Annotated in this window: 21 protein-coding genes and 1 other RNA gene; 21 read left to right on the top strand and 1 reads right to left on the bottom strand. The window is 61.7% G+C overall.

Annotation, left to right across the window (positions count from 1 at the left end):
• The first annotated feature begins 61 nt into the window (after window positions 1–61).
• From rsmI to lpxC, 18 genes are all read left to right on the top strand, one after another.
• Window positions 62–967 carry a 16S rRNA (cytidine(1402)-2'-O)-methyltransferase gene (gene rsmI, locus VCJ09_RS19300; protein ID WP_324731684.1) on the top strand — a complete coding sequence of 302 codons (906 nt, stop codon included), beginning with the start codon at window positions 62–64 and terminating at the stop codon, window positions 965–967.
• 41 nt (window positions 968–1,008) lie between these two features.
• An RNA gene (gene rnpB / locus VCJ09_RS19295) (RNase P RNA component class A) lies at window positions 1,009–1,367 on the top strand.
• A 309-nt stretch (window positions 1,368–1,676) separates the two neighbouring features.
• Window positions 1,677–2,132 (top strand): division/cell wall cluster transcriptional repressor MraZ, encoded by a 456-nt coding sequence (gene mraZ, locus VCJ09_RS19290; protein WP_079203103.1) that lies wholly within the window; start codon window positions 1,677–1,679, stop codon window positions 2,130–2,132.
• Between the two features lie 2 nt (window positions 2,133–2,134).
• Window positions 2,135–3,076 carry a 16S rRNA (cytosine(1402)-N(4))-methyltransferase RsmH gene (gene rsmH, locus VCJ09_RS19285; protein ID WP_324731683.1) on the top strand — a complete coding sequence of 314 codons (942 nt, stop codon included), beginning with the start codon at window positions 2,135–2,137 and terminating at the stop codon, window positions 3,074–3,076.
• Window positions 3,073–3,366 (top strand): cell division protein FtsL, encoded by a 294-nt coding sequence (gene ftsL, locus VCJ09_RS19280; RefSeq protein WP_079203101.1) that lies wholly within the window; start codon window positions 3,073–3,075, stop codon window positions 3,364–3,366. Before rsmH ends, ftsL begins: the two co-directional genes overlap by 4 nt.
• Window positions 3,363–5,096, top strand: a complete 1,734-nt coding sequence (locus tag VCJ09_RS19275) for a peptidoglycan D,D-transpeptidase FtsI family protein (protein WP_407692985.1) — start codon at window positions 3,363–3,365, stop codon at window positions 5,094–5,096. Before ftsL ends, VCJ09_RS19275 begins: the two co-directional genes overlap by 4 nt.
• The gene (locus VCJ09_RS19270) at window positions 5,096–6,559 is read left to right on the top strand and encodes a UDP-N-acetylmuramoyl-L-alanyl-D-glutamate--2,6-diaminopimelate ligase (RefSeq protein WP_324731682.1); all 1,464 of its coding nucleotides are present in this window, start codon (window positions 5,096–5,098) and stop codon (window positions 6,557–6,559) included. The genes VCJ09_RS19275 and VCJ09_RS19270 overlap by 1 nt, the downstream gene beginning before the upstream one ends.
• On the top strand, window positions 6,552–7,946 hold the full coding sequence (locus VCJ09_RS19265) for a UDP-N-acetylmuramoyl-tripeptide--D-alanyl-D-alanine ligase (protein ID WP_324731681.1): 1,395 nt from the start codon (window positions 6,552–6,554) through the stop codon (window positions 7,944–7,946). Before VCJ09_RS19270 ends, VCJ09_RS19265 begins: the two co-directional genes overlap by 8 nt.
• Window positions 7,947–9,029 carry a phospho-N-acetylmuramoyl-pentapeptide-transferase gene (gene mraY / locus VCJ09_RS19260; protein ID WP_324731680.1) on the top strand — a complete coding sequence of 361 codons (1,083 nt, stop codon included), beginning with the start codon at window positions 7,947–7,949 and terminating at the stop codon, window positions 9,027–9,029.
• Window positions 9,030–9,036: 7 nt separating this feature from the next.
• Window positions 9,037–10,383 (top strand): UDP-N-acetylmuramoyl-L-alanine--D-glutamate ligase, encoded by a 1,347-nt coding sequence (gene murD / locus VCJ09_RS19255; protein WP_324731679.1) that lies wholly within the window; start codon window positions 9,037–9,039, stop codon window positions 10,381–10,383.
• Window positions 10,383–11,609 carry a putative lipid II flippase FtsW gene (gene ftsW, locus VCJ09_RS19250; protein WP_324731678.1) on the top strand — a complete coding sequence of 409 codons (1,227 nt, stop codon included), beginning with the start codon at window positions 10,383–10,385 and terminating at the stop codon, window positions 11,607–11,609. Before murD ends, ftsW begins: the two co-directional genes overlap by 1 nt.
• Complete coding sequence (murG, locus tag VCJ09_RS19245) at window positions 11,599–12,669, top strand: undecaprenyldiphospho-muramoylpentapeptide beta-N-acetylglucosaminyltransferase (RefSeq protein WP_324731677.1); 1,071 nt, start codon at window positions 11,599–11,601, stop codon at window positions 12,667–12,669. Before ftsW ends, murG begins: the two co-directional genes overlap by 11 nt.
• A gap of 28 nt (window positions 12,670–12,697) precedes the next feature.
• Window positions 12,698–14,122 (top strand): UDP-N-acetylmuramate--L-alanine ligase, encoded by a 1,425-nt coding sequence (gene murC / locus VCJ09_RS19240; protein WP_324731676.1) that lies wholly within the window; start codon window positions 12,698–12,700, stop codon window positions 14,120–14,122.
• Window positions 14,119–15,069, top strand: a complete 951-nt coding sequence (locus VCJ09_RS19235; RefSeq protein ID WP_324731675.1) for a D-alanine--D-alanine ligase — start codon at window positions 14,119–14,121, stop codon at window positions 15,067–15,069. Before murC ends, VCJ09_RS19235 begins: the two co-directional genes overlap by 4 nt.
• Window positions 15,070–15,072: 3 nt before the next feature.
• Window positions 15,073–15,930: a cell division protein FtsQ/DivIB gene (locus VCJ09_RS19230; protein ID WP_324731674.1), complete on the top strand. Its 858-nt coding sequence runs from the start codon at window positions 15,073–15,075 to the stop codon at window positions 15,928–15,930.
• Between the two features lie 20 nt (window positions 15,931–15,950).
• The gene (gene ftsA, locus VCJ09_RS19225) at window positions 15,951–17,198 is read left to right on the top strand and encodes a cell division protein FtsA (protein ID WP_324731673.1); all 1,248 of its coding nucleotides are present in this window, start codon (window positions 15,951–15,953) and stop codon (window positions 17,196–17,198) included.
• A 54-nt stretch (window positions 17,199–17,252) separates the two neighbouring features.
• Window positions 17,253–18,443, top strand: a complete 1,191-nt coding sequence (gene ftsZ / locus VCJ09_RS19220; RefSeq protein ID WP_079203089.1) for a cell division protein FtsZ — start codon at window positions 17,253–17,255, stop codon at window positions 18,441–18,443.
• Between the two features lie 112 nt (window positions 18,444–18,555).
• Window positions 18,556–19,467 (top strand): UDP-3-O-acyl-N-acetylglucosamine deacetylase, encoded by a 912-nt coding sequence (gene lpxC, locus VCJ09_RS19215; protein ID WP_324731672.1) that lies wholly within the window; start codon window positions 18,556–18,558, stop codon window positions 19,465–19,467.
• Between the two features lie 101 nt (window positions 19,468–19,568).
• Here lpxC and VCJ09_RS19210 read toward each other — a convergent pair whose 3' ends face one another.
• The gene (locus VCJ09_RS19210; protein WP_079203087.1) at window positions 19,569–20,024 is read right to left on the bottom strand and encodes a DciA family protein; all 456 of its coding nucleotides are present in this window, start codon (window positions 20,022–20,024) and stop codon (window positions 19,569–19,571) included.
• An 81-nt stretch (window positions 20,025–20,105) separates the two neighbouring features.
• Here VCJ09_RS19210 and VCJ09_RS19205 point away from each other — a divergent pair, with 81 nt between their 5' ends.
• The 3 genes from VCJ09_RS19205 to argJ all read left to right on the top strand — a co-directional run bounded on the left by VCJ09_RS19205 (window position 20,106) and on the right by argJ (window position 25,295).
• The gene (locus tag VCJ09_RS19205; protein WP_324731671.1) at window positions 20,106–21,032 is read left to right on the top strand and encodes a M23 family metallopeptidase; all 927 of its coding nucleotides are present in this window, start codon (window positions 20,106–20,108) and stop codon (window positions 21,030–21,032) included.
• A gap of 117 nt (window positions 21,033–21,149) precedes the next feature.
• Entirely contained in the window at window positions 21,150–23,885 is a 2,736-nt protein-coding gene (secA, locus tag VCJ09_RS19200) for a preprotein translocase subunit SecA (protein ID WP_324731670.1), read from the top strand.
• Between the two features lie 192 nt (window positions 23,886–24,077).
• Complete coding sequence (gene argJ, locus VCJ09_RS19195; RefSeq protein ID WP_324731669.1) at window positions 24,078–25,295, top strand: bifunctional glutamate N-acetyltransferase/amino-acid acetyltransferase ArgJ; 1,218 nt, start codon at window positions 24,078–24,080, stop codon at window positions 25,293–25,295.
• The last annotated feature ends 55 nt before the right edge of the window (window positions 25,296–25,350 follow it).

Raw genomic sequence — 25,350 nt, 5'->3', positions numbered from 1 at the left:
ACGGCGAATTGTACCCAAGCCCTGGCCCTGGCGCGATGTCGATGGCGTGAAACGGGCTACAATGCGTGCTTTTGCGATTGAAGAGGCTCGAGCTGTGACCAGTCCCGGTGCACTGAATTCCACTCCCGGCACCCTTTATGTGGTCGCCACGCCAATTGGCAACCTGGACGACATCAGTGCGCGGGCGCTCAAGGTGCTCGGCGATGTGGCCTTGATCGCTGCCGAGGACACCCGCCACTCCGTGCGCCTGATGCAGCATTTCGGGATTGCCACGCCGCTGGCCGCCTGTCACGAACACAATGAGCGTGATCAGGGCGGGCGCTTTCTCGCGCGGCTGTTGGCAGGCGAGGACGTGGCATTGATTTCCGACGCCGGTACGCCGTTGATTTCCGACCCGGGCTATCACCTGGTGCGCCAGGCGCGTGCCGCCGGGGTCGCCGTAGTGCCAGTGCCGGGGGCCTGTGCGCTGATTGCGGCGCTGTCGGCGGCGGGCTTGCCGTCCGACCGGTTTATTTTCGAGGGGTTTCTGCCGGCCAAGACCGCCGGCCGTCGGACGCGCCTGGAACAGGTAAAGGAAGAGCCGCGCACGCTGATCTTCTATGAGGCGCCGCACCGCATCCTCGAGTGCCTGGAAGACATGCAGGCGGTGTTCGGCGATGAGCGCCCGGCCTTGCTGGCCCGTGAGATCAGCAAGACCTTCGAGACGCTCAAGGGTCTGCCATTGAGCGAGTTGCGCGCCTGGGTGGCGGCTGACAGCAATCAGCAGCGCGGCGAGTGCGTGGTCCTGGTCGCTGGCTGGCAGGCGCCGGAGGGCGAGGCGGCGGTCAGTGCCGAGGCGCTGCGTGTGCTCGAGTTGTTGCTCAAGGAAATGCCCCTCAAGCGAGCGGCGGCGTTGGCGGCGGAAATCACCGGAGTGCGCAAGAATCTGCTCTATCAGGCGGCGCTGGAGCGGCAGAAAGACGCTTGAGCCTTGTTCTATCGGGCGCGTGCCGGTAACCTTGGCGGCGGAGAGTCGATCGGACAGTCGCTGCCGTGTTTCGTTCTGCGAAATGCGGGGGAGGAAAGTCCGGGCTCCATAGGGCGGAGTGCCAGGTAACGCCTGGGAGGCGTGAGCCTACGGAAAGTGCCACAGAAAATAACCGCCTAAGCGCTTCGGCGCCGGTAAGGGTGAAAAGGTGCGGTAAGAGCGCACCGCGCGGCTGGTAACAGTCCGTGGCTAGGCAAACCCCACTCGGAGCAAGACCAAATAGGGTTCCATTGGCGTGGCCCGCGCTGGAACCGGGTAGGTTGCTAAAGGCGTGCAGTGATGTACGTCGTAGAGGAATGACTGTCCTCGACAGAACCCGGCTTACAGATCGACTCTCCACCTTTCCTTTCTATCCGCGACACCTTTACTCCTCGCTTTTCTAAGACCAAAAAAATCTTACTCTTAACAAATCACTTTAAGTTCGAAGTGCAGCTTGCTGTACATGCTCAACTTGCCGCACAAAACTCCGCGTAATGCTCCGCTCTTACTCCTGTTTAGTTTGCTAAATCGCCGTTCTGTAAGGGTTTTTCCCTCCAGGCGTGCCTTGACGGTGGGGTGTGGGCGTTCCTATAGTGTGCGCAGGTGGTAAGAAGTGGCATGAAGTGGGTTTTTTTGGGCATGGATAGCTAATTTAAGGGGAGGCGCAGCTGTGTTTCGTGGAGCCAACGCCATCAGTCTCGACGCCAAAGGGCGACTCGCGATGCCAAGTCGGTATCGGGACGAGCTCGTGTCGCGTTGTGCGGGCCAGCTTATCGTGACCATCGATGCCATCGACCCCTGCCTCTGTGTCTACCCACTGGCTGAGTGGGAGCAGATCGAGAACAAGCTGCGCGAGTTGGCCTCCTTCCGTGAAGAGAACCGCCGTTTGCAGCGTTTGCTGATCGGTAATGCTGTTGACCTCGAGCTGGATGCAAGCGGTCGTTTCCTGGTGCCGCCGCGTCTACGCGAGTACGCCAGGCTGGATAAACGCGCGATGTTGGTCGGCCAACTGAATAAATTTCAACTGTGGGACGAAGATACCTGGAATGCGGTCGCCGATGCCGATTTGGCGGCCATCAAGCAACCGGGTGCTTTGTCCGACGAACTACGTGACTTGATCCTGTGACTATGACCAGCAGCTTTCGCCATATTACTGTGCTACTCGACGAGGCTGTCGACGGGTTGGCCGTGCGTGCGGATGGCTGTTACCTGGATGGCACCTTCGGTCGTGGCGGGCATAGCCGGTTAATCCTCGAAAGGCTCGGGCTAGACGGGCGCTTGCTGGGGTTTGACAAGGACCCCTTGGCGATTGCCACGGGGAATGAGTTAGCGGCCGAAGACGGCCGCTTTGTCGTTGTGCAGCGCAGTTTTGCGGAACTTGGCGAGGAAGCTGCTGTCCGCGGGCTGGTTGGCAAGGTCAATGGCGTTCTGCTGGACCTGGGCGTTTCCTCGCCCCAGCTGGACGACGCTGAGCGCGGTTTCAGCTTCCTCAACGATGGCCCGCTGGACATGCGCATGGACCCCGCACGCGGCGTCAGTGCGGCGCAGTGGATCGCCAGCGCCAGCGAAGAGGAAATTGCCAGGGTCTTTAAGGAGTATGGCGAAGAGCGTTTCGCCAGGCGCATGGCTCGTGCCGTGGTGTTGCGTCGTGCGGAACAGCCCTTTGAGCGCACCGCCGACTTGGCCCAGGTGCTGACGGTGGCCAATCCCGCCTGGGAGAAGGGCAAGAATCCGGCGACCCGCGCGTTCCAGGGGCTGCGCATCTACATCAATAACGAGCTCGGCGATCTGCAGCGTGGCCTCGATGCCGCGCTGGAGACGCTTGAAGTGGGCGGGCGCTTGGTGGTGATCAGCTTTCACTCCCTTGAGGATCGCATCGTCAAGCAGTTCATGCGCAAGCATGCCAAGGGCGAGCGGGACGAGTACCCGCGCGACCTGCCGATCATCCCCAAGGCCTTCGAGCCCCGTTTGAAACTGATCGGCAAGCCGCAGTTCGCTTCCGAAACCGAGCTGAAGGCCAATCCGCGCTCGCGTAGCGCCGTCATGCGTGTGGCGGAGAAAATGCGATGAGTACGGCCTTCGCCAAGCCATTGCCAAAGGGCAGCTTGCTGATGCTGGTGCTGTTCATTGGCGTGCTCGGCAGCTCGCTGGCGGTTTCTTACAGTGCGCACTGGAATCGGCAGTTGCTCAACGGGCTGTATGCCGAGCTGAGCATCCGCGACAGGGCGCAGGCCGAATGGGGGCGTTTGATTCTCGAACAAAGCACCTGGACTGCCCACAGTCGTATTGAGACTCTGGCCAGCGCACAGCTGAAGATGCGTATTCCCGAAGCCGCCGAAGTGCGCATGGTGGCGCCATGATCAAACTCGAAGGGGCCCTTTATCCCTGGCGCTTTCGCCTGGTGCTGCTGCTCCTGGCGCTGATGGTCGGTGCGATTGTCTGGCGCATCATCGATTTGCATGTATTCGATCATGATTTTCTCAAGGCCCATGGCGATGCGCGCAGCGTGCGGCATATTCCGATTCCTGCGCATCGTGGTTTGGTCACCGATCGCAATGATGAGCCGTTGGCGGTGAGCACCCCGGTCACCACCCTTTGGGCCAATGGTAAGGAGTTGCAGGCGGCCAAGGCTCAATGGCCGGCCTTGGCGGCGGCGCTGGGGCAGGAGCCCAAGGGGCTGGGCGAGCGCTTGCAGGCCAATGCCGAGCGCGAATTCATGTACCTGGTGCGTGGCCTGACGCCTGAGCAAGGGCAGCGGGTGCTCGATCTGAAGGTGCCCGGCGTGTATGCCATCGAAGAGTTTCGGCGTTTTTATCCGGGCGGCGAAGTGACCGCGCACGTGGTCGGTTTTACCGATATCGATGATCGCGGCCGCGAAGGCATGGAGCTGGCTTTCGATGAGTGGCTGGCCGGCGTGCCGGGCAAGCGTCAAGTGCTCAAGGATCGCCGCGGTCGTTTGATCAAGGATGTCCAGGTTACCCAGAATGCCAAGGCAGGTAAGGCACTGGCGCTGTCGATCGACCTGCGCCTGCAGTATCTGGCGCATCGCGAGTTGCGCAATGCCCTGGTCGAGTTCGGGGCCAAGGCGGGCAGCCTGGTGATGATCGATGTGAAGACCGGCGAAGTGCTGGCGATGGTTAATCAGCCCACCTACAACCCGAATAACCGCCGCAATCTGCAGCCGGCCGCCATGCGTAACCGGGCGATGATCGACGTGTTCGAGCCGGGCTCGACCATGAAGCCATTTTCCATGAGTGCCGCGTTGAAGAGCGGCCGCTGGAAGCCGACCGATACCGTCGATGTGTCTCCGGGTACCTTGCAGATTGGCAGGTACACGATTCGGGATGTTTCACGCAGCACTGGGCCGTTGAATCTCACCGAAGTTCTGATCAAATCGAGCAACGTAGGCATGAGCAAGATCGCCTTCGATATTGGCGGCGAGTCCATCTACTCGGTGATGCAGGCGGTCGGGTTGGGGCAGGATACCGGTCTGGGCTTTCCGGGCGAGCGGGTCGGCAATTTGCCCAATCACCGCGAATGGCACAAGGCCGAAACCGCCACTCTGTCTTATGGCTACGGCTTGTCGGTGACGGCTGTGCAGTTGGCACATGCCTACTCGGTACTGGCCAATGATGGTCGCAGCGTCCCCTTGTCGTTGACCCGAGTTGATCGCAAGCCGGACGGTGTGCAGGTGATCCCTGAAAATATCGCCAAGACCATGCAAGGCATGCTGCAGGAAGTGATCGAAGCGCCCGCGGGTGTGTACCGGGCCAAGGTTCCGGGTTACCACGTTGCGGGCAAGAGTGGTACCGCGCGCAAGGTTTCGAAGGACTCAAGAGGTTATCGGGATAATGCCTACCGCTCATTGTTCGCTGGCTTCGGTCCGGTCAGTGATCCGCGGATTGCCGTTGCCATCGTCATCGACGAGCCGAGCAAGGGCGGTTACTACGGTGGTTTGGTGTCCGCGCCGGTATTCGGCAAAGTCATGGCAGGCGCCCTGCGGCTGATGAATGTCGTGCCGGATAACCTGGCGCCGCCGGTCGAATCGCAAGCGACTGCAGTGAACGCAGCCAAGGGAGAGCGCATCTGATGCCCATGCCTCTGAATCAACTGTTGCCTGAAGCCGCCAGTGCGGTGCTGATCCGTGAATTGACCCTGGATAGTCGCAAGGTGCGTCCCGGTGATCTGTTCCTTGCCGTGCCGGGTAGCCAGCAGGACGGCCGCGTGCATATTGCCGACGCGATTGCCCGCGGTGCCGCTGCGGTGGCCTATGAGGCCGAGGGTGCGCCAAGCATGACGGCCAGCAGCGCTGAGCTGGTGGCGATCAAGGGCTTGGCCGGTCAGCTGTCGGCCATCGCCGGGCGCTTCTACGGTGAACCGAGCCGCAGGTTGCATCTGGTTGGCATCACTGGCACCAACGGCAAGACCAGCGTCAGCCAGTTGTTGGCCCAGGCGTTGGATTTGCTGGGTGAGCGCTGCGGCATCGTCGGTACCCTGGGCAACGGCTTTTACCACGCCTTGGCCCTCGGTCGGCATACCACCCCGGATCCGATCGGCGTGCAGGCCACCCTGGCCGACCTGAAGAATGCCGGTGCCCGTGCGGTGGCCATGGAGGTCTCCTCCCATGGCTTGCACCAGGGCCGGGTGACGGCGCTGGCGTTCGACGTGGCGGTCTTCACCAACCTGTCGCGCGATCATCTGGACTATCACGGTTCGATGGACGCCTATGGCGAGGCCAAGGCGGCCTTGTTCGCCTGGTCGGGCTTGCGTTGCCGGGTGCTCAATCTGGACGACGAATTCGGTCGTAAACTGGCCCGTGCCGAGCATGACTCGCGCCTGATCAGCTACAGCCTGGAAGACCCCACGGCTTATCTGTACTGCCGCGACGCCCAGTTCGACGAGCAAGGTGTGCGGGTCAAGCTGGTCACGCCGCGCGGCGAAGGTAACGTACGCAGCGCACTGCTGGGGCGCTTCAACCTGAGCAACCTGCTGGCGGTGGTCGGTGCTCTGCTGGGCATGGATTATCCACTCGACGAAATTCTCAAGGTGCTCCCGCAGTTGCAAGGCCCGGTCGGGCGCATGCAGCGCTTGGGCGGAGTCGAACAGCCAGTGGTGGTGGTTGATTACGCGCACACCCCGGATGCCCTGGAAAAGGTTCTCGAAGCCCTGCGGCCGCATGTCAAAGGTCGTTTGCTGTGCCTGTTCGGCTGTGGTGGTGACCGTGATCGCGGCAAGCGTCCGCTGATGGCGGCCGTGGTTGAGCGTCTGGCCGATAGCGTGCTGGTCACCGACGACAACCCGCGTAGCGAGGCTCCCGGGCAGATATTCAGCGATATTCGCGCAGGTTTTGCTATGCCCGACAGCGTGCAGTTCATCCATGGTCGCGCTCAGGCCATCGCCCAGTTGATAGCCACCGCCGGCCCGGCCGATGTGCTGGTGCTGGCTGGTAAGGGCCACGAGGACTATCAGGAAATCAACGGCGTGCGCCAGCCATTCTCCGATCTGGTCGAAGCTGGCAAAGCCCTGGCGGCATGGGAGGTTGGACATGCTTAAAGCCCTGCGATTGAGCGAAATCAGCGCGGCGCTGAATGCGCGCCTGATCGGTGAAGATTGCGCCTTCGATGCGGTCAGCACCGACAGCCGGGCGATTCAGTCGGGTCAGCTATTCATTGCGCTGACCGGGCCGAACTTCGACGGTCACGCTTACCTGGCCGATGTCGCCGCCAAGGGGGCGGTGGCTGCGCTGGTCGAGCGGGAAGTGGCGAACGCACCGTTGCCACAGTTGCTGGTGGCTGATACGCGCCTGGCGCTTGGCCGGCTCGGCGCCCTGAATCGTCGGGCCTATGGCGGCCCGCTGGTTGCGGTCACCGGTTCCAGCGGCAAGACCACGGTCAAGGAAATGCTGGCCAGCATTCTGCGCACGGCGTTCGGCGCGCAGGGCGGTGCCGTGCTGGCTACCCGTGGCAATCTGAACAACGACCTGGGTGCGCCCCTGACTCTCCTTGAGTTGGCGCCCGAACATGTCGCGGCGGTGATCGAACTGGGCGCCAACCATGTCGGCGAGATCGCCTACACGGTCGGGCTGACCCGGCCCCAGGTGGCCATCATCACCAACGCCGGAACCGCCCATGTGGGCGAGTTTGGCGGGCCGGAAAAGATCGTCGAGGCTAAAGGCGAGATCCTCGAAGGGCTGGGCGAGGGCGGGATTGCCGTGCTCAATCGTGACGACGCGGCCTTTGCACTCTGGCAGCAGCGCGCAGGCGACAAGCGGGTCCTCAGTTTCGCCTTGCACAATCCGGCGGCCGACTTCCATGTCAGCGACCTGGACCGCGACGCACGCGGCTGCTCGGCGTTTACCCTGCACTGTGCCGATGGCCTGGCGCGTATCCAGCTCAACCTGCTCGGCGAGCACAATGTTGCCAATGCCTTGGCTGCATCTGCGGCGGCGCAGGCCCTGAGCGTGCCGCTGGTCGATATCAAGAATGGCCTGGAAAACCTGCAACCGGTCAAAGGCCGCGCCGTAGCGCAGCTGGCGAGTAATGGCGTGCGGGTAATCGATGACAGCTATAACGCCAACCCCGCGTCGATCTGCGCGGCGGTTGATATACTCGCCGGCTTCTCTGGTCGCACCGTTCTGGTGCTCGGGGACATGGGCGAGCTGGGAGCCTGGGCTGAGCAAGCTCACCGCGATGTGGGCAGCTATGCCGCTGGCAAGGTTGCCGCGCTCTATGCGGTTGGCCCGCTGATGGCTCATGCGGTTGCCGCGTTCGGTGCAGATGGCCGGCATTTTACCGATCAAGCCGGTCTGATCGAAGCGCTCCGCAGCGAACATGGCGACACCACCATTCTAATCAAAGGTTCACGCAGCGCCGCGATGGATAAAGTCGTGGCGGCGCTCTGTGGCATATCCAGCGAGAATCACCCAATGGAGAGTCACTAAATGCTGCTGCTGCTGGCGGAGTACCTGCAACAGTTCCACAAGGGCTTCGCGGTCTTTCAGTACCTGACCCTGCGCGGGATTCTCGGTGTGCTGACCGCACTGGCGCTGTCGTTGTGGCTGGGGCCGTGGATGATCCGTACTTTGCAGATCCGCCAGATCGGCCAGTCGGTGCGCAGTGACGGACCGCAGTCGCACCTGTCGAAGAAGGGCACGCCGACCATGGGCGGCGCGCTGATTCTCTCCGCCATCGCGATCAGCACCTTGCTCTGGGCCGACCTGAGCAATCGTTATGTGTGGGTGGTACTTGTGGTGACCCTGCTGTTCGGCGCGATCGGCTGGGTCGACGACTACCGCAAGGTGATCGAGAAGGATTCGCGCGGCCTGCCGAGTCGCTGGAAGTATTTCTGGCAATCGGTGTTCGGCCTGGCTGCGGCCTTGTTCCTTTATATGACTGCGCACCACCCGGCAGAAACCACCCTGATTCTGCCGTTGCTGAAAGATGTGAGTATCCAGCTGGGCGCGGGCTTCGTGGTGCTGACCTACTTCGTCATCGTCGGCTCGAGCAACGCGGTCAACCTCACCGATGGCCTGGATGGCCTGGCGATTCTGCCCACCGTGATGGTCGGCGGCGCCCTGGGGATCTTCTGCTACCTGTCGGGCAACGTGAAGTTTGCCGAATACCTGTTCATCCCCTACCTGCCGGGCGCGGGCGAGTTGATCGTGTTCTGCGCTGCCCTGGTCGGTGCCGGTCTGGGCTTCCTCTGGTTCAACACTTACCCGGCCCAGGTGTTCATGGGCGATGTCGGCGCGCTAGCGCTGGGTGCGGCCCTGGGCACCATTGCGGTGATCGTCCGCCAGGAAGTGGTGCTGTTCATCATGGGCGGGGTGTTCGTCATGGAAACCCTGTCGGTGATCATCCAGGTCGCTTCGTTCAAATTGACCGGCAAGCGGGTGTTCCGCATGGCGCCGATTCACCACCACTTCGAACTGAAAGGCTGGCCCGAGCCCCGCGTCATCGTACGTTTCTGGATCATCACCGTGATTTTGGTGCTGATCGGCCTTGCCACCTTGAAATTGCGTTGAGGAGACTATGAGCCTGATCGCTTCCGACCAATTCCGCATCGTTGTCGGCCTCGGCAAGAGCGGCATGTCTCTGGTGCGTTTTCTCGCGCGCCAGGGCTTGGCCTTTGCCGTGGTCGATAGCCGTGCCAATCCGCCAGAGCTGAGCACCCTGCGTGAACAGTTCCCGCAGGTGGAAGTGCGTTGTGGCGAGCTGGACGTGGACTTCCTCTGCCGTGCCAGCGAGTTGCTGGTCAGCCCGGGCCTGGCGATTGCCACCCCGGCGTTGCAGGAGGCGGCTGCCCGTGGCGTAAAGCTTTCCGGCGATATAGAGCTGTTCGCTCGTTATGCCAAGGCTCCCATCGTGGCCATCACCGGTTCCAACGCCAAGAGCACGGTGACCACATTGGTCGGCGAGATGGCGGCGGCGGCCGGCAAGAAGGTCGCGGTCGGCGGCAACCTGGGTACGCCCGCGCTGGATTTGCTCAGCGACGAAGTCGAGCTGTATGTGCTGGAACTGTCCAGCTTCCAGTTGGAAACCACCGATCAGCTGAACGCTGAAGTGGCGACCTGCCTGAACATCAGCGAAGACCATATGGATCGCTACGCCTCGCTGGCGGCTTATCACCTGGCCAAGCACCGGATTTTTCGCGGCGCGCGTCAGGTGGTGGTCAATCGCGACGATGCATTGTCGCGGCCGCTGGTAGCGGACGATATGCCGTGCTGGTTGTTCGGTCTGGGCAAGCCGGATTTCAAGCGCTTCGGTCTGCTCGAGGAGAACGGCGAGAAATACCTGGCCTACCAGTTCGACGCGCTGCTGCCGGTGCGCGAATTGAAAATCCGTGGTGCGCATAACCAGTCCAATGCCCTGGCGGCGTTGGCTCTGGGGCATGCGGCCGGGCTACCGATGGCACCGATGCTGGAGGCCCTGCAACGCTTCGCCGGCCTGCCGCACCGCTGCCAGTGGGTCGGTGAACGTAATGCCGTGAGCTACTACGACGACTCCAAGGCGACCAACGTCGGCGCCGCCCTGGCTGCCATCGAGGGTCTAGGCGCGGATATCGCCGGCAAGCTGGTGTTGATCGCCGGTGGCGACGGCAAGGGTGCCGATTTCTCCGCCTTGGGCAAGCCGGTCGCGCAGTTCTGCCGCGCCGTGGTGTTGCTCGGCCGCGATGCCGAGCGTCTGGCTGCGGCGCTCGGCGACGGCGTGCCGCTGATCCGGGTGACCAGCCTGGAGGAGGCCGTGCAGCGCTCCGCCGAACTGGCCCAAGCGGGCGATGCCGTGCTGCTCTCGCCGGCTTGCGCCAGCCTGGACATGTTCAAGAATTTCGAAGCGCGCGGACACCTGTTCGCCCAAGCCGTGGAGGCGCTCGCCTGATGCTTGCCTTCCTGCGCCCATACCCGTCCCCGCTGTTCAGCCGCCGTGGCCTGGACATGGACTTTCCGTTGCTGGTCGGTTGTCTGGCCCTGCTCGGTCTGGGCCTGGTGATGATCGCTTCCGCCTCAACCGAGGTGGCCGCGGTGAATGTGGGCAGCCCGCTGTACTACATGCTCCGTCACCTGATTTACCTGTTGATTGGCCTCGGCGCCGCCGCTGTGGTGCTGTTGATCCCGCTGGAAACCTGGCAGCGTCTGAGCGGGGCGGCGTTGCTGGCCGCCTTTGCCATGCTGGTGCTGGTACTGGTGCCGGGAATTGGCCGCGAAGTGAATGGTTCGATGCGCTGGATCGGCTTCGGCGCATTCAACGTGCAGCCTTCGGAAATCGCCAAGTTGTTCGTGGTGATCTACCTGGCTGGCTATCTGGTGCGTCGTCAGGCAGAAGTGCGCGAAAGCTGGGCTGGTTTCTTCAAACCCTTCGTCGTATTGCTGCCGATGGCCGGCTTGCTGCTGCTGGAACCGGACTTCGGTGCCACCGTGGTCATGATGGGCGCCGCCGCGGCCATGCTGTTCCTTGGCGGCGTCGGCCTGCTGCGTTTCGGCCTGATGGTCGGGCTGGCTGTCGGGGCGATCTTCGTCCTGGTGCAGACCCAGGAATACCGTTTGCAGCGTCTGATCACTTTCACCGACCCCTGGGCCGATCAGTTTGGCTCCGGCTACCAATTGACCCAGGCGTTGATCGCCTTCGGTCGCGGCGAGTGGTTCGGCGTCGGCCTGGGTAACAGCATTCAGAAACAGTTCTATTTGCCAGAAGCGCACACCGACTTCGTGTTCGCCGTGCTCGCTGAAGAGCTGGGCATGGTGGGCGCCTTGATTACCGTTGGCTTGTTCGTCTTCGTCTGCGTACGCGCCCTGTATATCGGCGTTTGGGCCGAGAAGGCCAAACAGTTTTTCGCGGCCTATGTCGCCTACGGTCTGGCGTTCCTCTGGATCGGTCAATTCCTGATCAATATCGGAGTCAACATCGGCCTGCTGCCGACCAAGGGCCTGACCTTGCCGTTTCTCAGCTATGGCGGCAGTTCCCTGGTGATCTGCTGCGTCAGCCTGGCGCTGTTGCTGCGGATCGAGTGGGAGCGGCGCACCCAGTTGGGCAGCGAGGATGCCGATTTCAGCGAGGCGGATTTTGTTGACGAGAAGCACGCGGAGGAGCCTGCCCATGCCCGGTAATGTGCTGATCATGGCCGGCGGTACCGGCGGGCACGTGTTCCCGGCGCTGGCTTGTGCTCGCGAGTTCCAGGCACGCGGTTACCGCGTGCATTGGCTGGGCACCCCGCGCGGCATCGAGAACGAATTGGTCCCGGCCGCCGGCCTGCCGTTGCACCTGATCAACGTCACGGGTCTGCGCGGCAAGGGCAAGCTGTCGCTGCTTAAAGCACCGTTCCAGCTTATCAAGGCACTGTTTCAGGCCCGTAAAGTGGTGCGTGAGCTGCAGCCAGTGTGCGTGCTCGGTATGGGCGGCTTCGTCACCGGCCCTGGCGGCCTGGCGGCCAAGCTCGGCGGCGCGCCGCTGATCATCCACGAACAGAATGCCGTGGCCGGCACCGCCAATCGCAGCCTGGCGCCGTTTGCCAGCCGCGTGTGCGAGGCCTTCCCGAATACCTTCGGCGCTTCGGCCAAGCGCCGCACCACCGGCAATCCGGTGCGCGAGGAACTGTTTCTGGAAACCCCGCGCGCGGCGCTCCGCGATCGCCGGCCGCGCCTGCTGATCCTCGGCGGCAGCCTGGGCGCCGAGCCGTTGAACAAACTGCTGCCCGAAGCGCTGGCATTAGTGCCAGGCGAGCTGCGCCCGGAAGTGTTCCACCAGGCCGGCAAGCAACACGATGTGATTACTGGCGAACGTTACCGCGATGCCGGCGTCGAAGCGCAGGTCGCTGCGTTTATCAAGGACATGGCCCGCGCCTACGCCTGGGCCGATCTGGTGGTATGCCGCGCCGGTGCCTTGACCGTCAGTGAACTGGCCGCCGCCGGTCTGCCGTCGTTCCTGCTACCGCTGCCGCATGCCATCGACGATCACCAGACACGTAACGCCGACTATCTCGCCAGGGAGGGCGCTGCCGTCCTTCTGCCACAACGCTCCACAGACGCCGCCACGTTGGCTGCACAGCTGTCCGAGGTCTTGATGCACCCTGAACGATTGAACGAAATGGCGCGTACCGCGCGACGTCTGGCCAAGCCTGATGCAACCCGCACTGTTGTTGATATTTGTCTGGAGGTGGCCCGTGGTTGAGAGTCGCAAAACTTTCCCGCAGCCTGAGATGCGCCGTATCCACCGCATCCACTTCGTCGGCATCGGTGGTGCCGGTATGTGCGGCATCGCCGAAGTGCTGCTCAACCTGGGCTATCAGGTGTCCGGCTCCGACCTCAAGGCTTCGGCGGTGACTGAACGTCTGCAGAGTTTTGGTGCGCAGATCCATATCGGCCATCGCGCCGAGAACGCCGAGAACGCCGATGTGCTGGTGGTCTCCAGTGCCGTGAATACGTCCAACCCGGAAGTGGCCGCTGCCCTGGAGCGACGTGTCCCGGTGGTGCCGCGTGCGGAAATGCTCGCCGAACTCATGCGCTACCGACATGGCATTGCCGTGGCCGGCACCCATGGCAAGACCACCACCACCAGCCTGCTGGCTTCGGTGTTCGCCGCTGGCGGCCTGGACCCGACCTTCGTCATTGGCGGTCGCCTGAATGCGGCGGGCACCAACGCCCAGTTGGGCGCCAGCCGCTACCTGATTGCCGAAGCGGACGAAAGCGATGCCAGCTTCCTGCATTTGCAGCCGATGGTTGCGGTGGTCACCAATATCGACATGGACCACATGAGCACCTACGAGGGCGACTTCAACAAGTTGAAGAAAACCTTCGTCGAGTTCCTGCATAACCTGCCGTTCTACGGCTTGGCAGTGATGTGCGTCGACGACCCCATCGTGCGCGAGATCCTGCCGCAGGTGAAGCGCCCGGTCATGACCTACGGCTTCGGTGAGGATGCCGACGTGCGCGCGATCAACGTGCGCCAGCAGGGCATGCTGACCTTCTTTACCGTGCTGCGTCGCGACTGCGAGCCGCTGGATGTGTCGGTGAACATGCCGGGCAATCACAACGTCCTCAATGCCCTGGCGACTATTGCTATTGCGACTGATGAAGGTATCAGCGATCAAGCCATCGTCCAGGGGCTGTCCGGTTTCCAGGGCGTCGGCCGACGCTTTCAGGTGTATGGCGAGTTGCCGGTGGCCGACGGCAGCGTGATGCTGGTCGACGACTACGGCCACCACCCGCGCGAAGTCGCGGCGGTGATCAAGGCGGTGCGCGGTGGTTGGCCAGGTCGTCGTCTGGTGATGGTTTACCAGCCGCACCGTTTCAGCCGTACCCGCGACCTCTACGAGGATTTCGTCCAGGTCCTGGCCGACACCAACGTCCTGCTGTTGATGGAAGTCTATCCGGCCGGCGAAGAGCCGATCCCGGGGGCTGACAGCAAGCACCTGTGCCACAGCATCCGTCAGCGTGGTCAGTTGGACCCAATCTACATCGAGCGTGGCGTCGACCTGGCGCCGCTGATCAAGCCGTTGCTGCGCGCTGGCGACATCCTGCTATGCCAGGGTGCCGGCGATATCGGTGGCTTGGCCCCGCAACTGCTGCAAAGCGCGCTGTTCGCCGTGGCTGTCGGCGAGTCGAAAGAGGAGGAGTCCAAATGAGCGCCGAATCCTTGAAGTCGCACCTGCCAGTTACGGCTTTCGGCCGCGTCGCCGTGCTGTTCGGCGGCAAGAGCGCCGAGCGTGAGGTCTCGCTGAACTCCGGTAATGCCGTGCTCAAAGCGCTGCAAAGTGCGGGCGTGGATGCCTTTGGCATCGATGTCGGCGACGATTTTCTGCAGCGTCTACTCACCGAGAAAGTCGACCGCGCCTTCATCGTGCTGCACGGTCGCGGCGGTGAAGACGGCAGCATGCAAGGCCTGCTCGAGTGCGCCGGCATCCCTTATACCGGCAGCGGCATTCTGGCTTCCGCCCTGGCCATGGACAAGCTGCGCACCAAGCAGGTCTGGCAAAGCCTCGGCCTGCCGACTCCGCGTCATGCGGTATTGGCCAGTGCCGAGGACTGCCGCGCCGCCGCGGCAGAGCTGGGTTTCCCGCTGATCGTCAAACCGGCCCATGAAGGCTCGAGCATTGGCATGGCCAAGGTGGCCGATGTCGACGCCTTGATCGCCGCCTGGCAGGACGCCAGCCAATACGATTCGCAGGTGTTGGTCGAACAGTGGATTCACGGTCCGGAATACACCATCGCCCTGCTGCGCGGTCAGGTACTGCCGCCGATTGCCCTAGGCACGCCACATTCGTTCTACGACTACGACGCCAAGTACCTGGCCAGCGATACCCAGTACCGCATCCCCTGTGGCCTCGATGCGGCCAAGGAAGAAGAGCTGAAAGACCTCAGTGCGCGGGCCTGTGAAGCGGTCGCTACCCAGGGGTGGGCGCGAGTCGATGTGATGCAGGACGCTGCCGGGAAGTTCTGGCTGCTGGAGGTCAACACCGTACCGGGCATGACCGATCACAGTCTGGTGCCGATGGCGGCGCGTGCTGCCGGTCTGGATTTTCAACAACTGGTGTTGGCGATCCTCGCCGACAGACTTGAGGCGCGGGGTTAAACCATGATCGCCACTTTGCGTCACCAGCCAGGCTCTGCACGTGCACCGTTGCGCGGCAAGCCTGCGCAGCGCGGTGCCAGCCGCATGGTGGCCAAGGAGTCGGTCGGCCTGCGGTTGCCCAAACCCAATTTTGCTCTGCTCAAGCGCATCACCTGGCCGCTGTTGCTGCTGGTGTTGGGCTTCGCAGCTTACGAGTTGGCGCAACGCCTGCTGCCCTACGCGGACCGGCCGATCGCCAAGATCAGCGTCGAGGGCGATCTCAGCTACATCAGCCAGCAGGCGATCCAGCAGCATATCGAGCCGTTCGTTAAAGCGAGTTTCTTCAGTGTCGATCTGCCGGGCATGCGTCATGAGCTGGAGCAGATGCCCTGGATCGCCAGTGCGCAGGTGCGGCGGGTTTGGCCGGACCAATTGGTGGTGCGCCTCGAGGAGCACCTGCCGATTGCCCGCTGGGGCGATGAGGCCCTGTTGAACAACCAGGGTAAGGCCTTCGCGCCCAAGGAACAGGCGAACTATCAGCACCTGCCGCAGCTGTATGGCCCCAAGCGGGCACAACAGAAGGTCATGCAGCAGTACCAGGTGCTCAGCCAGATGTTGCGTCCAATGGGTTTTTCCGTGGCGCGACTGGAGCTGCGTGAGCGCGGCAGCTGGTTCCTCTCCACCGGGCAGGGGATCGAGCTGCTGTTGGGCCGTGACCACCTGGTGGAAAAAATGCGTCGTTTTAGCGCCATCTACGACAAGGCGCTGAAAGAGCAACAAACGAATATCGCGCGAATCGATCTGCGTTACGCCTACGGCCTGGCCGTGGCGTGGCGTGAGCCGGTTGCGCCCACGGCGGCTGATACCGCTGTCGTGCAGTGAATCAGGAGAAGGCGAGACACATGGTAAACGTGCAGAGCGGCAAGATGATCGTTGGCCTCGATATCGGCACCTCCAAGGTGGTGGCGCTGGTCGGTGAAGTGACTGCCGATGGCCAGTTGGAGATCGTCGGTATCGGCACCCACCCGTCGCGCGGCCTGAAGAAGGGCGTGGTGGTCAATATCGAATCGACCGTGCAGTCGATCCAGCGTGCGGTGGAAGAGGCGCAGCTGATGGCGGGTTGCCGCATCCACTCGGCCTTCGTCGGCGTGGCCGGTAATCATATTCGCAGCCTCAACAGCCACGGCATCGTGGCCATCCGTGATCGCGAAGTCAGCCCGGCCGACCTTGAGCGCGTACTGGATGCAGCCCAGGCCGTGGCGATCCCGGCGGATCAGCGGGTGCTGCACACCCTGCCGCAGGATTACGTGATCGACAATCAGGAAGGCGTGCGCGAGCCGTTGGGCATGTCCGGCGTGCGTCTGGAAGCCAAGGTGCATGTGGTGACCTGCGCGGTGAATGCGGCGCAGAACGTCGAGAAGTGCGTGCGTCGCTGCGGCCTGGAAATCGACGACATCATTCTCGAGCAGCTCGCCTCGGCCTATGCGGTGCTCACCGATGACGAGAAAGAGCTGGGCGTGTGCCTGGTCGACATTGGCGGTGGCACCACCGACATCTGCATCTTCACCGAAGGCGCAATTCGCCACACCGCGGTGATTCCGATTGCGGGCGATCAGGTCACCAACGACATCGCCATGGCGTTGCGCACACCGACCCAGTACGCCGAAGAAATCAAGATCCGTTATGCCTGTGCCCTGGCCAAACTGGCCGGTCCGGGCGAGACCATCAAGGTGCCGAGCGTCGGTGATCGTCCGCCGCGCGACTTGTCGCGTCAGTCCCTGGCTGAAGTGGTCGAGCCACGTTACGACGAGCTGTTCACCTTGATCCAGGCCGAGCTGCGCCGCAGCGGTTATGAGGACCTGATCCCGGCGGGCATCGTGCTCACCGGCGGCACCTCGAAGATGGAAGGCGCGGTCGAGTTGGCCGAGGAGATCTTCCACATGCCGGTCCGCCTGGGCATGCCGCAAGGCGTCAAGGGCCTGGCCGATGTAGTGCGTAACCCGATTTATTCCACCAGTGTGGGCCTGTTGCTATATGGCCTGCAGAAGCAGGCTGACGGCATCTCGATGTCGACCATCGGCAGCTACAGCGATGAACCCAAGACACCGCTATTCGAGCGCGTGAAGCGCTGGGTACAAAGCAATTTCTGATTTAACAAGCGTTTATGCAGTAGGCGTTACAACTAGAAGCAAAGGAGAGGGAAAATGTTCGAACTCGTAGACAACATCCCGCAAAGTGCGGTTATCAAGGTAATTGGCGTGGGCGGCGGCGGCGGCAATGCGGTCAACCACATGTCGAAGAACAACATCGAAGGCGTCGAATTCATCTGCGCCAATACCGATGCGCAAGCACTGAAAAACATCGGTGCGCGCACCATCCTGCAGCTGGGTACGGGCGTGACCAAGGGCCTGGGCGCGGGCGCCAATCCTGAAATCGGCCGTCAGGCCGCCATGGAAGACCGCGAGCGCATCGCCGAAGTGCTGCAAGGTTGCGACATGGTCTTCATCACCACCGGTATGGGTGGTGGTACCGGTACTGGCGCTGCGCCGGTGATCGCCCAGGTGGCGAAGGAAATGGGCATTCTCACCGTCGCTGTGGTGACCCGTCCGTTCCCGTTCGAAGGCAAAAAGCGTATGCAAATCGCCGAGGAAGGCATTCGCGCCCTGGCGGAAAGCGTCGACTCGCTGATCACCATTCCCAACGAAAAACTGCTGACCATCCTCGGTAAAGACGCCAGCCTGCTGTCGGCGTTCGCCAAAGCGGATGACGTACTGGCCGGTGCCGTGCGCGGTATCTCCGACATCATCAAGCGTCCGGGCATGATCAACGTCGACTTCGCCGACGTGAAAACCGTGATGAGCGAAATGGGCATGGCGATGATGGGCACTGGCTGCGCCAGTGGTCCGAACCGTGCGCGTGAAGCCACTGAGGCGGCAATCCGCAATCCGCTGCTGGAAGACGTCAACCTGCAGGGTGCGCGTGGCATCCTGGTGAATATCACCGCCGGTCCCGATTTGTCCCTGGGCGAATACTCCGACGTGGGTAACATCATCGAACAGTTCGCTTCCGAGCACGCCACCGTCAAGGTGGGTACCGTGATTGATCCGGACATGCGCGACGAGCTGCACGTCACTGTGGTCGCCACTGGCCTGGGCGCAAAAATCGAGAAACCGGTCAAGGTGATCGACAATACCGTGCAAGTCACGACCAGCAGTGCTTCGTCGGCTGCTACCCCAGCTTCGCGTGGCGAGCAAAGCGTCAATTACAAGGACTACGAGCGCCCAACCGTTCAGCGGCAAAGTCACGGCGGCGGTGCAGCCGCGGCCAAGCTGAACCCGCAGGATGACCTGGATTACCTGGACATTCCGGCCTTCCTGCGTCGTCAGGCCGATTGATGGCGTGTATCAGGAGTATTGGGGCGATTGGTGTTCAGCAAAGGCCGGTTCTGCTATTATCGCCGGCCATTGTTGAAAACAATTCGCAACTAGTGCTATAGCGGCCAAAGCCATGATCAGACAACGTACCCTGAAGAACATTATCCGCGCCACTGGCGTCGGCCTGCATTCCGGGGAGAAGGTATACCTGACCCTGAAGCCGGCACCTGTGGACACCGGTATCGTGTTCCGTCGTACCGACCTTGACCCTGTCGTGGAAATTCCCGCGCGGGCGTGCAATGTTGGTGAAACCACCATGTCGACCACGTTGGTCAGTGGTGACGTCAAGGTGGATACGGTAGAGCACCTGCTTTCGGCCATGGCTGGCCTGGGCATCGATAACGCCTACGTCGAGCTCTCCGCGTCCGAAGTGCCGATCATGGATGGCAGTGCTGGTCCCTTTGTATTCCTGATTCAGTCAGCTGGGTTGCAGGAGCAGGAAGCGCACAAGAAGTTCATCCGTATCCTTCGCGAAGTGACGGTCGAGGAGGGCGACAAGCGCGCCACCTTCGTACCTTTCGAAGGCTTCAAGGTGAGTTTCGAGATCGATTTCGATCACCCGGTTTTCCGCAATCGCACCCAGTCGGCCAGCGTGGATTTTTCCAGCACCTCCTTCGTTAAGGAAGTCAGCCGCGCGCGCACCTTCGGCTTTATGCGTGACATCGAGTTCCTCCGTTCGCAGAACCTTGCGCTCGGCGGCAGCGTGGATAACGCCATCGTGGTTGATGAGTTTCGTGTGTTGAACGAAGACGGCCTGCGTTACGAGGACGAATTCGTCAAGCACAAGATCCTCGATGCCATCGGCGATCTCTACCTGCTGGGCAATAGCCTGATCGGTGAGTTTCGCGGTTTCAAGTCGGGGCACTCCTTGAACAATCGTCTACTGCGCGCGTTGATCGAGCAGCCGGACGCTTGGGAAGTGGTCACCTTCGATGACATCAAGAATGCGCCTATCTCTTACATGCGTCCGGTTGCGGCGGTGTAAGTAAAAACTCTCTCCCTTTGTTTATGAAGCCACCCTCGGGTGGCTTCTTTTTTCTGCAAAACAGCCGCAAACCATTCGCCATGGCCCAGCTTGTTTTGGCGCTATTCGCGGGGTTGGCCATGCTTGGCCAGTCGCTCCAGGGCGGCGCGCAGTTTGGGGTCGGTTATGCCGTCTGCAGTGGCCTGGATGTTCTCGGCAGCGCTGCTGGATAGGCTGATTGTGCGACCGGGTGCACGCCTTTCAGCAGTTGGCGGTTGCACCTTGAACAGGATCTTAGTTAAGGTCGCGAACTCTTCGAGTGTCTGCAGCTGCCTTAGCAGGCGTCGTTGCTGATAACGCAAGCGGGTGGCCCAGTGGCCATCGGTGACGATAAGAAGCAGGCAACCCTCGCGCCAGGATGCTACATGGCAGTGTTCGCGGGCCGCGGGTTGTAGCTGGCTTTCAAGTAAGTGCTGCAGGTGATCGATGCGTTGCGCCTGACTAAACAGCGCTCTCAAAGGCTTCGCTTCGCGCATTAGTGCGGCGGGTGCTTTGGCCGGCAAGGGACGAAACGTCATGGCAGGACGCCTGAAGTTGTGGAGCCGCCATGGTAGCAGACTCTCTGCCGCCGACTTTGGCTCTGCCTTAATGGGGAAGCCATGCACATTATTCTACTCAATCGGAGTCACGGTGCCGCGCGCTCACTGATTCTGGACTTACGTTGGTTGCTGGTTGCGCTGCTCATGTTGATCGTGGTGGTGCTTGGCGGTGGGGTCGCAGTGGGTGCGTGGGTCGTGCCGCAAGCGGAAAACGCGCCAGGCAGCGCGCAGTTGACCGCGGCGCTGGATCGGCAGCGTGCGGAAGTGGGCGCGGTGCGGGTCAAAGCGCAGCGTCAATTGGATGCGTTCGCCGCCCATGTTGCCGAGTTGCAGGCACGCTTGACCCGCTTGGATGCACTGGGCGAACGCTTGACCGAGCTGGCCGAGCTGGATGCCAGTGAATTCGATTTTTCCTTGAGCGTGGGTCAGGGCGGTCCGGAAGAACTGTTCGGTGGCTCAGCCTATTCTCCGCCGTCATTCATCAGCACCCTCGATGATCTTGCCCTGCGCCTGGACAGCCGTGAGCAGCAGCTCGAGGTGCTGGAGCAGCTGCTCGCCGATCGCCAACTCCATGAAGCCGAATATCTTGCGGGGCGCCCGGTATTGCAAGGCTATATATCATCGCCGTTCGGCCGGCGTACCGACCCCATGAACGGGCGTTTGAGCGTGCATAAGGGCGTGGACTTCGCCGCCAAGGCCGGCAGTGATGTGATCGCCGTAGCAGCGGGTGTCGTGACCGCGGCAAGCCGCCGATCCGGCTACGGTAATGCCGTGGAAATCAGCCATGTCGATGGTTACGTCACCTTGTATGCGCATAATCAGCGCAATCTAGTGCAGGTTGGCGATCTGGTGCAGCGCGGTCAGGTTATCGCCAAGGTTGGTAGCACCGGCCGCTCTACCGGTTCCCATGTGCATTTCGAAGTCAGTCAAAATGGCCGGGTGGTCAACCCCACCAGCTATATCGCTCGAGTCAGCGACGTCGAATAACGCCGCTTTCTTCATCGCCGTTTCCGGGTAGAATGCCCCCTTCGCACGCAGCCATGAGGGCTGCATGGGCGACTCATGGGCCGCCCTCCATCCATACGCGTGGAAGACCCTGCCTATATGTTTGCGCCTTTGTTAAAAAAGCTCTTTGGAAGCAAGAACGAGCGTGAAGTCAAGCGCATGCTCAAGACGGTTCAGGTCGTCAATGCCTTCGAGGAGCAGATGCTCGCGCTCTCGGATGAGCAACTGCGTGCCAAGACCGCCGAGTTCAAGGCCCGCCTGGCCAAAGGTGAAACCCTCGATCAGTTGCTGCCGGAAGCCTTCGCTGTAGCCCGTGAAGCGGGCAAGCGCGTCATGGGCATGCGCCACTTCGATGTGCAGTTGATCGGCGGCATGTCCTTGCATGAAGGCAAGATTGCCGAAATGCGTACCGGCGAAGGCAAGACCCTGGTGGGAACCCTAGCGGTCTACCTCAACGCGCTGGATGGTAAAGGCGTGCATGTGGTCACGGTCAACGACTACCTGGCTCGGCGCGATGCCAACTGGATGCGTCCGCTGTACGAATTCCTCGGTTTGTCGTTGGGCATCGTTACGCCCTTCATGCCGCCAGATGAAAAGCGTGCCGCCTATGCTGCCGACATCACTTATGGCACCAACAACGAATTTGGTTTTGACTACCTGCGCGACAACATGGCCTTCAGCATGGAGGACAAGTTCCAGCGCGAGCTTAATTTCGCCGTAATTGACGAAGTCGACTCGATTCTCATCGACGAGGCGCGTACCCCGTTGATCATCTCCGGCCAGGCCGAAGACAGCTCCAAGCTGTATACCGAGATCAACAAGCTGATCCCGACCCTCAAGCTGCACATCGAGGAAGAGGAAGGCGTGGTCACTCAGGAAGGCCATTACACGGTCGACGAGAAGACCCGCCAGGTTGAGCTGAATGAGGCTGGCCATCAGTTCATCGAGGAAGTGCTCACCGAGGCCGGTTTGCTGGCCGAGGGCGAGAGCCTCTATTCGGCGCATAACCTCGGCTTGCTGACCCACGTCTATTCCGGCTTGCGGGCGCACAAGCTGTTCAACCGCAACGTCGAATACATTGTGCAGACCGATCAGGTACTGCTGGTCGACGAGCACACCGGTCGCACCATGCCGGGCCGACGGCTGTCCGAGGGCCTGCACCAGGCCATCGAGGCCAAGGAAGGTTTGCCGATCCAGGCCGAGAGTCAGACCCTGGCCTCGACCACCTTCCAGAACTACTTCCGTCTGTACAACAAACTGTCCGGTATGACCGGTACCGCCGACACCGAAGCCTTCGAGTTCCATCAGATCTACGGCCTGGCGGTGATCGTGATTCCGACCAACCGGCCAATGGAGCGCAAGGACTTCAACGACCTGGTCTATCTGACCCAGGAAGAGAAGTACGCGGCGATTATTACCGATATCAAGGAATGCCAGGCCCAGGGCCGGCCGATCCTGGTCGGTACCGCGACCATCGACAGTTCCGAGTACGTCTCGCGATTGTTGAATGAAGAAGGCATCGAGCATAAGGTGCTCAACGCCAAGTTCCATGAAAAAGAAGCCGAGATCATCGCTCAGGCAGGGCGCCCTGGCGCGCTGACCATCGCCACCAACATGGCCGGTCGCGGCACCGACATCGTCCTGGGGGGCAACTGGGAGGTCGAAGTGGCCGCCCTGGAAAACCCTACTGAAGAACAGATTGCGCAGACTAAAGTCGACTGGCAGAAACGCCATCAACAGGTGATCGAGTCCGGCGGCCTGCATGTGGTCGCCTCCGAACGGCACGAATCACGGCGTATCGACAACCAGTTGCGCGGCCGCTCCGGTCGCCAGGGCGACCCGGGTTCCAGCCGCTTCTACCTGTCACTGGAAGACAACCTGATGCGCATCTTCGCCTCGGATCGGGTGAAGAATTTCATGAAGGCTCTGGGCATGCAGCCCGGCGAGGCGATCGAGCATCGCATGGTCAGCAACGCCATCGAGAAGGCGCAGCGTAAGGTCGAGGGACGTAACTTCGACATGCGCAAGCAACTGCTGGAATTCGATGACGTATCCAACGAGCAGCGCAAGGTGATTTATCACATGCGCAATAACCTGCTGGCTGCCGAGGATATTGGCGAAACCATTGCCGAGTTCCGCAAGGAAGTGCTGGAAGGCATCATCAACGAACATATCGCGCCGCAGTCGTTGCCCGAGCAATGGGATGTCGCCGGCCTGGAAGAGGCGCTGTATGCCGGCTTCAACCTCAGACTAGCGATCCAGCAGTGGCTCGACGACGACCACAAACTCTACGAAGAAACCCTGCGCGAGCGCATTCTGCAAGAGCTGATCGCGGCCTACAACGAGAAGGAAGAGTTGGCCAGCGCCGAGGCTCTGCGTAGCTTCGAGAAGCAGATTCTGCTGCGCGTGCTCGACGACCTGTGGAAAGATCATCTGTCGACCATGGATCACCTGCGCCACGGTATTCACCTGCGTGGTTACGCGCAGAAGAACCCCAAGCAGGAGTACAAGCGCGAGTCGTTTACCCTGTTCCAGGAGCTGCTCAATTCGATCAAGCGCGACACCATCCGGGTCTTGTCGCATGTCCAGGTGCGTCGCGAAGATCAGGTCGATGAAGAGGCACGCCTGCGTCGCGAAGCCGAGGCACTGGCCGAACGCATGCAGTTTCAGCACGCCGAAGCCTCTGCCCTGATGCAGCCCGACGCCGTGGCTGAAGACGGTGATGTGGCCGTTGCGCCGCCGCCAGTGCGTGCCGAGCCGAAAATCGGCCGTAATGAGCCTTGCCCCTGCGGTTCCGGCAAGAAGTACAAGCATTGTCACGGCCAGGTCAACTGACAGTCTGGTTGATAAACCACTGCGGGCTTCGCGCGCTGGGTTTCTCAACGGCCTGTTGGTCACCCGGTTGGATGGGTAGATTCCTCACGCTACCTACAACGCCGCGAACGGCTTAGCCGCTCGCGGCGTTTTGCCATCGAATTCGGTCGCGCCCAGTGGCGCGACACTTAAATCCCTCAAGGAGCACACCTTATGGCTGTTGGTCTTGGCCCGCTGTCTACCCTGCACCCGGTTCCAGGTTTCGAACTGGGCATCGCTTCGGCTGGCATCAAGCGCCCCGGGCGCAAGGATGTGGTAGTCATGCGCTGCGCCGAAGGCTCCAGCGTGGCCGGGGTGTTCACCCTCAATGCCTTCTGTGCGGCGCCGGTGATCCTGGCGAGAAAGCGTGTCCTGGGTAGCGTGCGCTACCTGCTGACCAATACCGGCAATGCCAACGCCGGCACCGGCGAGCCCGGCTTGCAGAATGCCATGCGCAGCTGCGCCAGCCTGGCGCAGCTGGCCGGTGTCGAGGAGGGGGCGGTGCTGCCGTTCTCCACCGGGGTGATCGGCGAACCCCTGCCGGTGGAGAAGATCGAAGGCGCCTTGCAGGCGGCTTTGGACGATCTGGACGCGGACCACTGGGCCGAGGCGGCCAGCGGCATCATGACCACCGACACCCTGCCCAAGGGCGCCAGCCGCCAGTTCGTGCATGACGGTGTGACGGTCACCGTCACCGGCATCAGCAAGGGTGCCGGGATGATCAAGCCGAACATGGCGACCATGCTCGGTTATATCGCGACCGACGCCAAGGTCAGCCAAGGTGTGCTGCAGGACTTGCTGCGCGATGCGGCGAACAAGTCGTTCAACCGCATCACCATCGATGGTGACACCTCGACCAACGATTGCTGCATGTTGATCGCCACTGGCCAGGCGCCGCTGGAGGAGATTACCCAGGCCAGCGGCGCATTGTTCGCCGCACTCAAACAGGCGGTGTTCGATGTGTGCATGGAGGTGGCCCAGGCCATCGTGCGTGACGGCGAAGGCGCGACCAAGTTCGTCACCGTGCAGGTCAATGGCGGGGCGACTTATCAGGAGTGTCTGGACGTCGGTTATGCCGTGGCCCATTCCCCGCTGATCAAGACCGCGCTGTTCGCCTCCGACCCGAACTGGGGGCGCATCCTCGCCGCAGTCGGCCGTGCCGGTGTGGCGCAGTTGGATGTCAACCTGATCGACGTGTTCCTCGGCGAGGTGTGCATTGCCAGCCATGGTTGCCGTGCGGCCAGCTACACCGAAGAGCAGGGCGCGGCGGTGATGGCCCAAGCGGAAATCACCATTCGCATCGAACTGGGGCGTGGTACTTGCAGCGAGACGATCTGGACCACCGACCTGTCCCACGAGTACGTGAAGATCAACGCCGAATATCGCACTTGAGCGCAGCCTACCGCCGTTTGGGCGCAGGGTAGGCGCGAGCGGCGTCGAGTATTCC

The sequence above is a fragment of the Pseudomonas paeninsulae genome (assembly GCF_035621475.1).
Classification (GTDB): Bacteria; Pseudomonadota; Gammaproteobacteria; order Pseudomonadales; family Pseudomonadaceae; genus Aquipseudomonas; species Aquipseudomonas paeninsulae.
Note: the sequence above shows the minus strand (reverse complement) of the source record. Positions and strands in the feature narration are given on the sequence as shown.

Excerpts from the sequence above, each read along its gene's own strand:
- rsmI (WP_324731684.1), top strand. The coding sequence starts at position 62 with ATGCGTGCTTTTGCGATTGAAGAGGCTCGAGCTGTGACCAGTCCCGGT.
- rsmH (WP_324731683.1), top strand. The coding sequence starts at position 2,135 with ATGACCAGCAGCTTTCGCCATATTACTGTGCTACTCGACGAGGCTGTC.
- ftsL (WP_079203101.1), top strand. The coding sequence starts at position 3,073 with ATGAGTACGGCCTTCGCCAAGCCATTGCCAAAGGGCAGCTTGCTGATG.
- VCJ09_RS19275 (WP_407692985.1), top strand. The coding sequence starts at position 3,363 with ATGATCAAACTCGAAGGGGCCCTTTATCCCTGGCGCTTTCGCCTGGTG.
- VCJ09_RS19270 (WP_324731682.1), top strand. The coding sequence starts at position 5,096 with ATGCCCATGCCTCTGAATCAACTGTTGCCTGAAGCCGCCAGTGCGGTG.
- VCJ09_RS19265 (WP_324731681.1), top strand. The coding sequence starts at position 6,552 with ATGCTTAAAGCCCTGCGATTGAGCGAAATCAGCGCGGCGCTGAATGCG.
- mraY (WP_324731680.1), top strand. The coding sequence starts at position 7,947 with ATGCTGCTGCTGCTGGCGGAGTACCTGCAACAGTTCCACAAGGGCTTC.
- murD (WP_324731679.1), top strand. The coding sequence starts at position 9,037 with ATGAGCCTGATCGCTTCCGACCAATTCCGCATCGTTGTCGGCCTCGGC.
- ftsW (WP_324731678.1), top strand. The coding sequence starts at position 10,383 with ATGCTTGCCTTCCTGCGCCCATACCCGTCCCCGCTGTTCAGCCGCCGT.
- murG (WP_324731677.1), top strand. The coding sequence starts at position 11,599 with ATGCCCGGTAATGTGCTGATCATGGCCGGCGGTACCGGCGGGCACGTG.
- murC (WP_324731676.1), top strand. The coding sequence starts at position 12,698 with ATGCGCCGTATCCACCGCATCCACTTCGTCGGCATCGGTGGTGCCGGT.
- VCJ09_RS19235 (WP_324731675.1), top strand. The coding sequence starts at position 14,119 with ATGAGCGCCGAATCCTTGAAGTCGCACCTGCCAGTTACGGCTTTCGGC.
- VCJ09_RS19230 (WP_324731674.1), top strand. The coding sequence starts at position 15,073 with ATGATCGCCACTTTGCGTCACCAGCCAGGCTCTGCACGTGCACCGTTG.
- ftsA (WP_324731673.1), top strand. The coding sequence starts at position 15,951 with ATGGTAAACGTGCAGAGCGGCAAGATGATCGTTGGCCTCGATATCGGC.
- ftsZ (WP_079203089.1), top strand. The coding sequence starts at position 17,253 with ATGTTCGAACTCGTAGACAACATCCCGCAAAGTGCGGTTATCAAGGTA.
- lpxC (WP_324731672.1), top strand. The coding sequence starts at position 18,556 with ATGATCAGACAACGTACCCTGAAGAACATTATCCGCGCCACTGGCGTC.
- VCJ09_RS19210 (WP_079203087.1), bottom strand. The coding sequence starts at position 20,024 with ATGACGTTTCGTCCCTTGCCGGCCAAAGCACCCGCCGCACTAATGCGC.
- VCJ09_RS19205 (WP_324731671.1), top strand. The coding sequence starts at position 20,106 with ATGCACATTATTCTACTCAATCGGAGTCACGGTGCCGCGCGCTCACTG.
- secA (WP_324731670.1), top strand. The coding sequence starts at position 21,150 with ATGTTTGCGCCTTTGTTAAAAAAGCTCTTTGGAAGCAAGAACGAGCGT.
- argJ (WP_324731669.1), top strand. The coding sequence starts at position 24,078 with ATGGCTGTTGGTCTTGGCCCGCTGTCTACCCTGCACCCGGTTCCAGGT.